Source organism: Spirosoma taeanense (genome assembly GCF_013127955.1).
Taxonomy (GTDB): Bacteria; Bacteroidota; Bacteroidia; order Cytophagales; family Spirosomataceae; genus Spirosoma; species Spirosoma taeanense.
Genome location: NZ_CP053435.1, coordinates 2,995,577 through 3,008,392, shown reverse-complemented (window position 1 = coordinate 3,008,392; position 12,816 = coordinate 2,995,577). Strand labels below are relative to the sequence as shown.

Below are 12,816 nucleotides of genomic sequence, written 5' to 3'. Positions count from 1 at the left end.
CAGGCTCTCCTGTTCAGTGAACGGCAACCAGTCGTTCCCACCGGCTCAGGGGAATTTCCAGCTCTGGATCAATTTTGCATTCCAGCAAAAAGGGGCGGTCTCGTTTGGCAAACGCCTGGGTCAACACGGTGTCGATGTCAGTCTGCCCGTCTATTAGGGCACTGTCGGCACCAAAGGCCTTAGCCAGCGCCACAAAGTCCGGATTGTAGAGATACGTCCCAAAGGGAATATCCTGCTGGGTTCTTACGTTCTGCAGGACTCCATTGCTGAAGATGATCAGAATGATGGGTAGTTTGTTCTGCACGGCCGTCGCCAGTTCGCCCATGACCATCTGGAAGCCGCCGTCGCCACTAATGCCAACGGCCCGATGATTGGGTCGAGCCATCTGAATGCCGATCAGGGCGGGCAGGCTGAAACCCATAGTACCGAGATGACTGCTGACAATGACCGGCTGCTGATGAGCTAATTGCAGATAACGGGCAGCCCAGACCGTATGCGCACCGGTATCGAGTACCAGCATGGACGTTTCATCTAAAAATCGGTTCAGCCTGGTCAGGAAATAAGCCGGGTGGACATAGTTGGAATTTCCCCCGTTCGTGTTCAGTTCGGCTACTTCCTGCAAGTGGACCTGCCTGCTGGTAAACGAATCCATCAGCAACGGGTTCATCGCCTGTCGAACACCTACCCGATAGGCCAGGCGTTCGGCGATGGTTTCCAGAGGTCCTACCAGCGTGCGGGTTCGGCGGTATTCCAGGCTGATTGTGTTGAAGCCCGCTTCGCATTGAATCAGCTTCCGGCGTTGCGCGTTGTCGGCGTCGGTCAGAAAGGGCTTCAACGTGTCTACGCCAAAAGCCAATATCGCGTCGGCCTGCCGGATAATCTGTTTGGTGCTTTCCACGCCGGGCAACCCGAAAATGCCCAGAACCCCCAGCGTATGCGCATGGGTTTCATCGACGATTCCTTTTCCATCCAGGCTGGTAATGATTGGGGCACCCAGCTTTTCGGCTAATTGCGTAATAGAAGCTCCGCAGCCAACGGCCCGCCGACCCACAACAATCACGACCTGATGGCTATTCATGAGTTCATCGGCTACAAGATTGAACGCTTCTTCCGGGGGCGGCATCAGCCGGAGCGGACGCGGCAGATAATCTACGTCAATGGCAAACAAAGAATCATCATCCGCTATCTGAGCGTTCAGCACGTCCGACGAGAGCGCCAGATGAGCCGTTTGCTGATTTTGCCAGGCGAAACCCACCGAGTTACGCAGCAGCGGCACCAGTTGACGCGGGTGTACACAACTGTTACTCATCGGTAAGACAGTCGACAGAAGCTGCGCCTGGTTGATGTCCTGAAACTCGGAATGACCCTGGTTATAGGTTGGCACAAGACCTGTCAGAGCCAGTACCGGGGCTCGGTCCAGCTGCGCATCGACCAGACCGCAGATGAAGTTGGCCGAACCCGGACCGGAGGTCGCCATGCATACAGTGAGTTCACCCGTCAGGCGGGCCTGGGCCGAAGCGGCCATAGCGGCTGCGTTTTCGTGCCGCATCAGTACCCACTCAATATCCGACTGGCGTTCCAGGGCGGCCATGAACGGCAAAATGGGTGTGCCGGGGTAACCAAATACCTGACGAACGCCCACGGCTTTTAAAAACCTGACAATGTAATCCGATACATTCATAACGAGCTGAATTTGAATTGTTAACACTAGCGACTGCCCATCCACCAAATCTATTTTAGTAAAGAAACAGGGTGTTTCCCAACTGGGTACCCACAGTTCAGAAAAATCGTATCGCCTGACCGACTGTGTTGTTAGGCCAGCTCGCCAGCGTAACAACCCGCTCAACCTGCACCGTAGCGCTGGGGACCTGACCCATCAGCCGGCTCATCTCGCCGAGGAAGCTGCCGCTGCTAATCTGGGCGACGGTTGAAGCCGGTCAGTGAATAGGAGCATAGGCATGAAGCCGTTGAACGAACTTATCGCTTTCCGATGATCGGACGTTGAGCAGGGATTGGGGCAGGCTCAGTAGCAACGAGCTGACGTCCTGTAGGCGCATCCGTAGATCAGGACGGTAGGAATCTACCTGGGAAATGATACCCCGGCAATTGGAGGCTCCACAGCGGCACTGGAACGTTTCGAAATGGCCGTAATAACTGTAATAATCCTCAACAATCTCTTCGTCAGGCTCAATGGTCCGTAAAGCAACACTGATGTTATCAAAATCCAGAATTCCCGTTGAGTTCGGCGCGCAGGAATGATTAACGTATTTGCCTTCGTCCCAGGGAATAATCACCCGGTTCTCGTAATCCAGGTAGCTATAAATGTCAAGTTTCCGGCGCTGGAATTCGTCCATTGACAAATAATCGACGAGCGGGATTTTAACGTCAAGGTCGTCGATTATCCAGAGAATCGTTCCTCGTTCCAGCCGTCGTTTGGCGAACAGACCTAATCCTTTTGGGGTGTGTTTAACGTAGGTATCAAAATGAATCATACGCTGATTCGAGTAAACGTTTACGTAGCAGAAAGAGTGTCTGGTAAGCAGTTGTCATTAAAATAGTAGGGAAACTAACCGGATCAGGTTGAGTACGTAATCTATCCCGGGCAATTCAGGTAAGCTTCGAATCCTGAAGCATTATTCAAGCGTAACTATCAGACCTTTATTCTAGAACAGCGCCGGAACCGGCTATCTACACACTTTATTTACAGCGCAAAATTCTTTGATCCGAAAGGCAGAAATTGATTGAAATCACACTGTTTCGGACAGGATTCTCTCATTTTTATAGCAATTTATATTTTTTGTACAGTTAACCTCAATAAATTGAGCCAATGTCATCTTTATTCGCTTCAGGTTCAGCAACCTGCTCAGTATCTGGCTGATGGGCTTGGCGTTTGGGGCAGCGGAACCAGTCTTTAAGCAAAAGACACCGGCGTCGACATGGTTGGAGGCCCGATAAACTTTTCTGGCTGGCTACGAAGAACGACCTCTACCGGCTCAATCCCCGTCCGCCAGATTCAGCACTTCACCTGCAACGTCTGGCAGACCAGCTCGCTGGGGGTTAATGCCATCACGGTCGTCCAGGTCCGGGCCAACGGCGATGCGTGTAGGGGTTAACCAACGAATTAAACACCTCTGGTCAGCATCCGGACAGGTGGGCCGAATCCACTGGCCGTGCCCACTCCGCCGGGAAAATTGTCAGTCTTTGTATCAGTCCCGAAAACAAACCGAAGTTCAGTCGGCTGTGGGTGAATGCGGGTCTAGTGTTTCAGGAGGATTGCGACTACACTCTTCGCCGAATTGAAAGGGATTCGGCGAAGAGTAGCCAGACTTTAAGCCTGCCCATTATCTTCGCGTTCGGGGGAATCATAAATTCAATATCCTATTCGATTTTTAGCGTTCATGACTGACCGGTTTCAGAATCAGGTAGCCATTATTACGGGTGGTGCAGATGGCATCGGCAAAGGCGTCGCCAAACGGCTGGCTGCCGAAGGCGCCACCGTCGTTTTATTTGACATCAATGAGAACCTGCTCCAGCAGACGGTGGCTGAGTTTAACGCGCAGGGCCATACCGTAACGGGTCAGGTTGTCGACATTGCGCAGGAAAGACCCGTGAGAGAGGCCGTCGAAAACGTAGCCGAAACGTTTGGCCGGCTGGATATTATGGTCAACGCAGCGGGTATCGTGGGGCCGTCCAGTACCCGGATCACCGACTACAGTGTCGAAGAGTACGACCGGGTGTATGCCATTAATCTGCGGGGATCGTTTCTGATGACCAAGTACGCGGTAGACGTCATGGAACGAAATAACTACGGCCGAATCCTGCTGCTGGCGTCGATTGCCGGTAAGGAAGGCAACCCGTTCATGGCGGGTTATTCGTCGATGAAAGCCGGGGTGATCGGGCTGGTTAAAGGTATCGGCAAAGAATACGCCGAAACCGGCATTACGGTAAACGGACTGGCTCCGGCGGTGATCAAAACGGCCATGAACGAGAATACCGCGCCCGAGCAACTGGCTTATATGACCGCCAAAATCCCCATGAAACGCCTGGGTACCGTCAACGAAGTGGCCGCGATGGCAGCCTGGATCGTCTCGGCCGAAGCCAGCTTCACGACCGGTTTTGTGTTCGATCTGTCGGGTGGGCGCGCTACGTACTGATGGCTCCGGAGCTTATTCGTTAGCCGAGAGCAGCGCACGTTCCTGCTCGTTATCGGGTACGGGTGCGCGCTCAATCTTACCAACCAGGAAAATATACGAGCAGGCACCGATCAGGCCGAGGGCACCGATAAATATGAGCGCTGGTTTGAAATCGCCCCCGCGTGCCAGATAACCGATTACGATTGGCACCACAATGGAGGCCAGGTTGCCCATAAAATTGAAGACGCCACCCGTAAGGCCAATCAAGTGCTTGGGCGACAGAATGGAAACAAATACCCACGAAATCAAGGCCATACCAGACCCGAAGAAGGCGAGGGCCATGAAGAAGATAATCATGGTGGTATCATTGCTGTAGTTGGCGCCAATGATGCTTACCGACAGCAGCAGACCAATAATGATAGGCGTTTTGCGGGCCATACCAACCGACCGGCCTTTCTTCACCAGATTGTCGGATAAAAAGCCGGACAGCAGCAGACCGGCGCAGGCCGCCAGAAAGGGTACGGAAGCCAGGTAGCCGGATTTGATGAAGTCCAGCCCCCGGTACTGCACCAGATAGGTCGGAAACCAGGTCAGGAAAAACCAGAGCGTAGCGTTGACCGCAAACTGCCCGATGTACACGCCCCAGAGCGTGCGGCTGGAAAACACCTGTTTGAAATTACCCCAGCTCCATACGGAGGTATGACTGGTGGCGGTTTTCTTGCGGACCAGGCCGCCCCCCTGTTCAATATACTCTAGTTCGGCCTGATTGACACGCGGATGATCGAGCGGGTCGCGGTAAAACAAATACCAGATTACGCCCCAGACCAGACCGACCAGGCCGGTGGTGATAAACAGTCCTTTCCAGCCGGCGTAGAACTGAATTGTAACGAGAACAGGGGTCAGGAAGGCCAGCCCAATGAACTGCCCCGATACGTACAGCGCAATGGCCGACGCCCGCTCATGGTCGGGAAACCAGCTCGTTACGATGCGGTTGTTGATCGGGTAGGAGGGCGCTTCAAAAGCCCCCGTAGCCAGACGCAGCGCGAACAGGCTGGCAAATCCCCGGGCAAAGCCCTGAAACAGCGTGGCCAGTGACCAGGTAATTAAACAGAAAGCATAGAGTATGCGCGGACCAAAGCGGTCGGCAATCAGACCGCCGGGAATCTGCAGAAACGCATACGTCCAGCCAAACGCGGAGAAAATAAGCCCCAGCTGAACCGATGACAAGTGCAGGTCTTTGCTGAAAGTAGCCGCAGCTACCGAAATATTGCTGCGGTCGAGGTAGTTGATCACTACGTTGATGAACACGAGCGCCAGCATCCCGTAGCGTACCCGAGTTTTCTTGTCTCCGCGATTTACTGGTTCCATACGGTAAAGGTTTAGGAAAGGTCGTTCGATTAGAGGCTGGGATTATTTTGCGGTCCAGCCACCATCCACAGTCAGCATTGAGCCAACCATGTAGGTGGCGGCTTCGCTGGCCAGGAAAATAGCGGCCCCCTGAATTTCCCGCAGTTCCCCCCAGCGCCCAAGGGCGGTTGCACCCACAATGAATTTTTTCGATTCTTCGCTGTCGGCGATGGGGGCGTTCATCTCGGTCAGGAACGGGCCGGGGCAAATGGCGTTCACGTTGATGTGGAACGGAGCCAGTTCCAGCGCCAGCGCACGGGTCATCTGAACAACGGCGCCCTTGCTGGCGGTGTACGGCGTGCGGTTGGCCAGACCAACCAGCCCGAGCGTACTGGCCAGGTTGATGATGCTCCCCCGTCCGGCGGCTTTCATGTGGGGGGTTACAGCCCGGCAACACAGCCAGGTTCCTTCTACGTTCACGGCCAGAACCTTCCGGAAATCGTCCGGGCTAACCTCATTAATGGCGCCCCGGATGTTAATGCCGGCGCTGTTGATCAGAATGTCAATCTGCCCGAACGCGTCCATGGCTGCTTTCGCCATGGCTTCGGTCTGTGCCTGATCGGTAATGTCAGCCGCGAAGGAAAGAGCCTTTACGTTGTATTCCTGACTCAGCTCCTGGGCGGCCTGAGCGCCTTCTTCGGCATTTCGATTAACCAGCATTACGTTCGCACCGGCCGAAGCCAGCCCGGCCGCCATCGCTAAACCAAGACCTTTTGACCCGCCTGTAATAATGGCTGATTTGCCGCTAAGGTCGAATTGTTTAATTCCGGGAAGTGTTTCCTGACTCATGAGGGGTTTTCGACTGACGCTTGTTATTTAAGGGTTAATTTGTCCTTGCTGTAGGCAAGGCAGGAAAGAATGTTCTGCTCTTCGGCCGCCAGCCGTTCTTCGGCGTTTAACTGCGATACGCGCGGAAGGGGTGTAGCGGGTTTGTGCTGCCTGACCATGCGCAGCGTGCGGGCCAGTTCCTTACCGGAGACGTCCTGAAACGTGGCCCAGTAATCTGTCTTCAGGCAGGGGATTTCCAGCGGATCGCGGGTAATCATTTCCAGGTTAAACGTAACGGCCGGGTTATGCTGCTTGCAGAGAGCAATAATCTTTGGCAGGTCCAGAATGCCCTGACCCAGCGGGACTTCGGACAGTAGGAAGCCGTCGGGATACTCTTCAACGGCCATGTCTTTGGCGTGAGTCGAAAAGACGTACGGCACCAGCGTCTGAACAACTTCCATTGGGTCTTCCAGCAGCGAAATGCTGTTGCCAAAGTCCAGCGTGGCACCGATCCATTCGCTGTTAATTTGTTTCAGCATAGCGGCCAGTTCGGTGGCCCGCCAGTCTTTGTGGTTCTCTACCGCCAGCTTGACTTTATGCTTACGCAGAACGGGTTCGGCCAGTTGCAGCGAGGTCATCGCGTTTTTCTTCAGTTCCTGAAAGGCTTCAGCCGAGTGGTAGGTTTCGTAGCGACGCCCGGCCGAGCAGACCGTCCTGAGCACCTGCGCACCGGCTTCCTTCGCGTTACGTACTTCCTGCTCAAAACGGGCTACATCACCGGCGTTTTTGGGTATACCGATGGAGCCTTCCAGATACAGCCCCGCTTTTTCCCGCGCATCCCGGACTTTTTTGGCGAAGTCGGTTGTCCAGCCGCCGACGACGGCCTGCACGCCCCCCGCACCAATCTGCTGGCAATGGTTGATCAGGTCGATGGCATTGGCAAAGCCGGGATATTGTTTGCTGTCGGCCTTTGAATTCCAGCGGCTCCCGTAGGAGTGAACCACCACGCCCATCGGCGTTTCCTTCAGGAAGTTAGGAAGCGAGGGGAACGATAAGGCTATGGCACCGATGGCTGTTTTCTGTAAAAAGCCTCGTCTGTCCATCTGCATCGGCGCTGCGTCTGCCTGCGTTTGATGTTGGTTACCGTCCATTGGATTCGTTAAGGGTTTAGGAATAATTATTTCCCGGTTGTTGCTTTGGCTTCCAGGATATACTTGTTCAGTTCTTTGGCCGTCCAGGGGACAACCCGTCCCTGCGACGTAACCCGGGTCATGCCAACGGTACGTCTGCCAATCGGACCTGCATTGTTGCCCCACTCGTTCCGGATATACATCAGAATGGCGGTGATAGCCCCATCGTCCATCGTCGAGTGGGCAGGCATGACCGGCAGAATATCGGGTGCGTTATAGGTTTTGCCGGCCACATCAACGGGGCCTTCCATACCGTGCAGAACGATCAGGGCCAGCCGCTTCTCGTCGCCCAGTACCCAGTCGGACCCGATCAGCGGGGGCGCAAACCGATTCAGGCCGGCTCCGTCAGTTCCATGGCAGCCGGAGCAGGTAGAGAGATACTGCTGCCGCCCGATGGCGAACAGCTTTTGTTCTTCTTCGTTCAGCAGAACTTTCTGCTGGGTGCTGGCCTGCTGGTCAACCGTATGGCCCGGCCATTCAAACAAAGACGCCAGAGCCTGTTGCCGCGCCGGGATAATGTTCGGGTTTGCCTGGGTCAGGATGCCGGGGGCGGCCGAAAGCTTGATCGGCTTCAGCTTGCCGGTTTGTCCCTGAATCGCCATGCCGGTGAGGATTGTCTTTTCCTGCCAGCCCAGCGCTTCTTTCTTATTGTCCAGCAGCGTCAGGAGAGCCGTTAGTTCGGCGGGGTCCCGCTTCCGGACAATAGAGGTGGTGAGCATTTCCAGGAAAATTTCTTTGGCTGGCACCTGCGCCTGCCAGCGGGGTGATTTGAGCAGATTCTGCAAAAAAGCAAACTCCTGATCCTGCAGGCTGCTCATGACCGCATCGCGGATGAGCGGAGAGTCGCCGTGGCGTTCGGCAATACCCGCCAGCAACTGATGGGAAGCGGTTTGGTCAAGAGCCTGCGCCGTGAGGGCAATCTGTAGAACCTGTTCAATGGGCGCTTTCTCCCAGTCGTTAAGCAGGCTCTGTTCCAGTTTGGCCCGACTGGCTTTGTCGGTTCGGACAATGGGTTCCAGTAACCGCAGGGCAGTGGTGCGAACGAGCGGATTCGCGTCCGATACCAGTGGCAGCAGCATATCAGGGTTGCTCAGCTTCAGGCCATCCAGCGTCCACAGCGCCTGAAACCGGCCTAGCGGGTTGTCGCCTTTTACGGCCAGATTGGTCAGCGCCTTGGCGACGGATTTATCGTTACGCTCAACCAGCAGCTTTTGCGCCATATCCCGGTACCAGCCGTCGGCGTTGGACAGGTAGCCAACCAGATCGGCCGACGAGGCATTGGACAGTTTCCGAACTTTCGTCGGTTTCCAGTTTTCGGGCACAATCCGCCAGATACGGCCCCGGTTAATTGGCATGACGAGGTCACGCTTGATGGTCTGGTCTTTCAGGTAAGGCGTTACGTAAGCCGCGTGCTGAATCAGCCCCCGGTACATATCGGCGACGTAAAGCGCTCCGTCGGGGCCCGTAGCCAGATGCACGGGCCGGAAGCGCTCGTCCGTTGAAGCAAAAAATTCCTTGCCCGGATGCGGGTCGGCAGCCGTCAGCATCAGCCCCTGATCGGCGACCACATTCCGTTTAACCAGGTTCCCGGCGGGTTCGCAGACGAAAGCGTTGCCATAATAAGCGGCAGGCAGGGCTCTTCCCCGGTAGAAAAGCGGAGAGCAGGCGGCCGTAAATTCCTGCAGATGCCCTTCTTTATCCAGCGTGCCCGGTATGTAGCCCCGGTTGACGGCCGGATTGGGCCGGATGGGATAAACGCGCCGGTCTACGGTCAGGCCATGGTCAATGCCCGTGGTGGGCTTGTGATTTTTATTGCGCGACAGGTAATTGGGCGGAACCAGGTCGGCGTGGAGCTGCGACCAGTTGTAGTTGTAGTACAGCCGGCCTTCGTCGTCGTGACTGATGCCCCACTGCCCCCGAAACTCGGTCGAGTCGCGCTGCCAGCCACCATCGACCAGGCGATACCGAAACCGGGACTTGGCGTTATAGTACCAGTTGTCCATACTGCGCCAGAGGCCATTGCCGGAATGTTCGGGTAGGCCGCTGCCGGCGTAATCCTTATCAATCAGCGTTTTGCTATCAGCTTTGAGGTCGCCGTTCTTGTCTTTGGTCTCCCATAGCGCGCCGTTTTCAACGACCAGCGCGCCACCCGGAATCAGGGCAATGGCCCGGGGCATGACCAGACTGTCGAGATAGACGGTGCTGACGTCCATCTGCCCATCGCCGTTTTTATCTTCCAGCACCGATACCCGACCGACGGGCTTGTCCTCACCCTCGCCATTGACAGTGGGCATAAAACCGCGCATCTCGACTACCCAGAGCCGGCCGTTTTCATCGAAGGTCATGACAACCGGGTCCTGAACCATCGGCTCGGCCGCAACGAGCTGCACCTTCAGGCCCGGCTCAATCTGAAACGTAGCTAATTCTTCGGCGGGTGTGCGGGCGGGAGAGGAACCTTCGCCCAGGGTAAGGCCGGGGCTGGCTTTAAAACTGAGCAAACCCGAAATGGCTGCACCGAGCAGGCAGACTAACAGGCAAATAGAATAAACGGGCTTAAACATGAGGCCTAATTTAACAGTCTTAATAAACGATAACCGTCCCCGGTATCGACCCGTGGGTCATAGCCAGGTCGTTCTCGTTAAGTAAGGGTTTCTACGAACCAATACCGGGTTAGTAGCTCCCGCTATAGTAAAGTCTGTTCGTATTGCCAATTACTGCTATACGTTCCCGAATTTTATAAGAGACATGGCCGGCCTGTAGGGTGGTAAACCTTACCAATGAACTCTCCTGATGCCGGGGATTGGAAATACGGACAAAAGGCCGGAGACGGGTTCGAATTACTGAACCAGTTGGGCAAACAGGCGGCTGAGGGTTTCGCCCGCATCCGTACAGAGGCCGGGGTGTATGGCTGAAGTTTGGACAATGGTGCTGCGGGCGGCCGTAAGCCAGCGAAATCGCGCGGCTATCGGCAACTGGCCGATGACGCCACCTTCGGCCCGGCCCGCGCAGATGCGCCTGAACGCGCCAAGGCGCTCCTCCAGTTCCGGCAGGTTGATCGGTGCGTAGAAAGCACGCAGTCGTTCTTCGGGTAGCTCGTAAAGGGTTTTCAGGAAGCCTTGCGCGGGGCAATACAGAATCACGCCGACATTGAGAAATTCTTCCCGTTCTACGCGGGGCACGACGCGAATGACGGCGTACTCAAACAAGTGCTTTTCTGGCATACTGCGCTTCCTTCACAAAAAGCTCGGACGTGGCGAGCCGAGTCTCTAAAAATTGACGATAAATCTGGCGCTGTTCACTGGGCGATTCGGCGAACGACTCATCCGCCAGCCACTCGTCGGGAATCAGTGCGACAATGGCCGCAATACGTTCGGGGGTGAGAATCTGGCGGAATTCGGCATCGACGGCTTCGAGTTCAGTGGCCCTGGGTAGCAAAACATGGTCTTTAATCGGACCAAACGGCCGCCGGGCCTGCTCTTCCCAGTTCTGACCCGAATGATGAAAATAAAGCGATGCGCCGTGATCAATTAGCCACAGTTCCTTATGCCAGATAAGCATGTTCGTGTTGCGCGGGGTACGGTCCACGTTCGTGACGAAGCAGTCCAGCCACACAATCTGCGAAGCCAGCCGGGCATCGACGGGGTTTATCAGCGCATCGAACGTAATCGCACCGGACAGATAGTGCAGCCCCAGGTTTAGTCCTTCGCTGGTTCGGAGCAGATCCTGAATTTCTTCGTCCGGTTCAGAGCGGCCAAAGGCGGAGTCAAGGGTGGCGAAAACAATTTCGGGCACGCGCAAACCGAGCGTCCGGGCAATCTCTCCGGCAATCAGTTCGGCGATTAGGGCCTTTACGCCCTGCCCGGCACCGCGAAACTTCAACACGTATAAAAACTCGTCGTCGGCCTCCACAATCGCCGGTAGAGAACCGCCTTCGCGCAACGGGGTGACGTAACGCATCACGTGGACGGTTCGGAGTTGGGGTTCGCTATAGGGCACAGGGATATGAATTCAAACGTCAGTTGGCCGGTAACTGTCGGCACAAAGATATAACGCGGCCCAGCGCAGGCTTTCCCGAAAACAGATCAAAATTTAAGCAGGCAGTCTCGAAAGGAGGTTAGGTTCAACTCTTAGTTGAGCAGCGCCATGACGTTGTCATCGCCCATGACGGCGTTGGCAGGCCGGGGCCGGTCGGTCGTGAAAACCCGCAGGGCTGCTGGTTCCAGGATGGTATTGCGGCTCTCGTCGGGCTGATCGTTTACGAAGGCCCGGCTCACATCCAGCTTCAGGTGATTAGCCAGAAACCGATAGGCAGCCGCCCGTTTGCTGGGGCCGTAGTCGTGGCCTTCGGCGGGCAGATGGACGTTCTGGACCTTATTTTCGGCTCCGTAGAACCCATACACCCGCTGCACAAATGGAAACTCGACGCTTGGCGTGTTTTTTGTCCAGTCCTTTCCGTCGGAAATCAGCAGGAGCGGCCGGGGTGCGGCCAGGGCGGCTATCTCGGCGTTATTGGTTTCATGCGTGGGGCGTTTGTGGATCGGCATGCCGCTTTCGCAGGTGCAGCCGCCGAAAAAGTGCGCCGATACCATAACGGTCGGTACGGCTACCGTTACGCGGGGATCGAGGGCCGTCAGCAGAAACGTCTGCGTTCCTCCGCCCGACTCGCCCGTTACGCCGACGCGGCTGGCATCGGCCTGGGGCAGGCTCAGCAGAAAATCGAGCGCCCGCATACTGTTGAGCGTCTGAAGCTTAAGGGCTTTGGCGAGTTTATGGTCGCACTGCTTCGAGTCGCCATAACCGGGCATGTCGTAGGCGAACACCATGGCCCCCATGCGGGCCAGCGTGGCGCAGCGCTGCTGGGCCTGTTCCAGCGTCCGGCCTTCCAGCGTTGCTGAGTGACCGTGGGGACAAAGGATAACCGGTCGCTTGCCGGTCATGCTCAGCGGACTGTATAGGTTCCCCGTGACGTAAACGCCCGGCAGACTCTCAAACGCCACATTCTCGACCGTATAGCCGTCGAGCTTGCGCAGGCTGTGCCGGATGGGTTTCAGCGGGGCGAAGTCGGGCCGGTCGGGGAGTTCCATGCCCTCGCGGATGCCCTGCCGGATCAGGGCGGCTCGTTTTTCCCAGTCCGCGCGGTTCGTGTAGGTTTGGGCGGTTTCAGCCAGGCGCTGGGCACCTTCGGCTTCCGAAAAGTAAGCGCCCTGCCGCAGGTCGGGACGGCTGGCGTTGGGCTGGGCCAGGGTGGCGAGGGGCAGCCACAGGCAGAGGAGAGCGGAAAAAGCAGCGCGAGTATTCATGCATCTAAAAGCTGCTTA

General features: G+C 56.1%; 10 protein-coding genes. 1 reads left to right on the top strand and 9 read right to left on the bottom strand.

Annotation, left to right across the window (positions count from 1 at the left end; all coding sequences use genetic code 11):
- Positions 1–13: 13 nt before the first annotated feature.
- On the bottom strand, positions 14–1,681 hold the full coding sequence (locus tag HNV11_RS12680) for a thiamine pyrophosphate-binding protein (protein WP_171740015.1): 1,668 nt from the start codon (positions 1,679–1,681) through the stop codon (positions 14–16).
- Positions 1,682–1,937: 256 nt separating this feature from the next.
- The gene (locus tag HNV11_RS12675; protein ID WP_171740014.1) at positions 1,938–2,492 is read right to left on the bottom strand and encodes an SET domain-containing protein; all 555 of its coding nucleotides are present in this window, start codon (positions 2,490–2,492) and stop codon (positions 1,938–1,940) included.
- A 906-nt stretch (positions 2,493–3,398) separates the two neighbouring features.
- Between HNV11_RS12675 and HNV11_RS12670 the strand changes: the two genes are divergently transcribed.
- A complete protein-coding gene (locus HNV11_RS12670) occupies positions 3,399–4,154 on the top strand; it encodes an SDR family NAD(P)-dependent oxidoreductase (RefSeq protein WP_171740013.1) in 756 nt (251 codons plus the stop codon).
- Between the two features lie 12 nt (positions 4,155–4,166).
- Here HNV11_RS12670 and HNV11_RS12665 read toward each other — a convergent pair whose 3' ends face one another.
- The 7 genes from HNV11_RS12665 to HNV11_RS12635 all read right to left on the bottom strand — a co-directional run bounded on the left by HNV11_RS12665 (position 4,167) and on the right by HNV11_RS12635 (position 12,798).
- Complete coding sequence (locus HNV11_RS12665) at positions 4,167–5,501, bottom strand: MFS transporter (protein WP_171740012.1); 1,335 nt, start codon at positions 5,499–5,501, stop codon at positions 4,167–4,169.
- A 42-nt stretch (positions 5,502–5,543) separates the two neighbouring features.
- The gene (locus HNV11_RS12660) at positions 5,544–6,329 is read right to left on the bottom strand and encodes an SDR family NAD(P)-dependent oxidoreductase (protein WP_171740011.1); all 786 of its coding nucleotides are present in this window, start codon (positions 6,327–6,329) and stop codon (positions 5,544–5,546) included.
- 23 nt (positions 6,330–6,352) lie between these two features.
- Positions 6,353–7,411, bottom strand: coding sequence for a sugar phosphate isomerase/epimerase family protein (locus HNV11_RS12655; protein WP_171742167.1), 1,059 nt, complete (start codon positions 7,409–7,411; stop codon positions 6,353–6,355).
- A gap of 74 nt (positions 7,412–7,485) precedes the next feature.
- Complete coding sequence (locus tag HNV11_RS12650; protein WP_171740010.1) at positions 7,486–10,059, bottom strand: DUF7133 domain-containing protein; 2,574 nt, start codon at positions 10,057–10,059, stop codon at positions 7,486–7,488.
- A gap of 276 nt (positions 10,060–10,335) precedes the next feature.
- Positions 10,336–10,719 (bottom strand): DUF3037 domain-containing protein, encoded by a 384-nt coding sequence (locus HNV11_RS12645; RefSeq protein ID WP_171740009.1) that lies wholly within the window; start codon positions 10,717–10,719, stop codon positions 10,336–10,338.
- Positions 10,697–11,455 (bottom strand): HipA family kinase, encoded by a 759-nt coding sequence (locus HNV11_RS12640; protein WP_171740008.1) that lies wholly within the window; start codon positions 11,453–11,455, stop codon positions 10,697–10,699. Before HNV11_RS12640 ends, HNV11_RS12645 begins: the two co-directional genes overlap by 23 nt.
- A gap of 170 nt (positions 11,456–11,625) precedes the next feature.
- Positions 11,626–12,798 (bottom strand): alpha/beta hydrolase family protein, encoded by a 1,173-nt coding sequence (locus tag HNV11_RS12635; RefSeq protein WP_171740007.1) that lies wholly within the window; start codon positions 12,796–12,798, stop codon positions 11,626–11,628.
- Positions 12,799–12,816 lie beyond the last annotated feature (18 nt).

Coding starts and splice junctions, on each gene's coding strand:
- HNV11_RS12675 (WP_171740014.1), bottom strand. CDS start 2,492: ATGATTCATTTTGATACCTACGTTAAACACACCCCAAAAGGATTAGGT.
- HNV11_RS12680 (WP_171740015.1), bottom strand. CDS start 1,681: ATGAATGTATCGGATTACATTGTCAGGTTTTTAAAAGCCGTGGGCGTT.
- HNV11_RS12655 (WP_171742167.1), bottom strand. CDS start 7,411: ATGGACAGACGAGGCTTTTTACAGAAAACAGCCATCGGTGCCATAGCC.
- HNV11_RS12660 (WP_171740011.1), bottom strand. CDS start 6,329: ATGAGTCAGGAAACACTTCCCGGAATTAAACAATTCGACCTTAGCGGC.
- HNV11_RS12665 (WP_171740012.1), bottom strand. CDS start 5,501: ATGGAACCAGTAAATCGCGGAGACAAGAAAACTCGGGTACGCTACGGG.
- HNV11_RS12650 (WP_171740010.1), bottom strand. CDS start 10,059: ATGTTTAAGCCCGTTTATTCTATTTGCCTGTTAGTCTGCCTGCTCGGT.
- HNV11_RS12640 (WP_171740008.1), bottom strand. CDS start 11,455: ATGCGTTACGTCACCCCGTTGCGCGAAGGCGGTTCTCTACCGGCGATT.
- HNV11_RS12670 (WP_171740013.1), top strand. CDS start 3,399: ATGACTGACCGGTTTCAGAATCAGGTAGCCATTATTACGGGTGGTGCA.
- HNV11_RS12635 (WP_171740007.1), bottom strand. CDS start 12,798: ATGAATACTCGCGCTGCTTTTTCCGCTCTCCTCTGCCTGTGGCTGCCC.
- HNV11_RS12645 (WP_171740009.1), bottom strand. CDS start 10,719: ATGCCAGAAAAGCACTTGTTTGAGTACGCCGTCATTCGCGTCGTGCCC.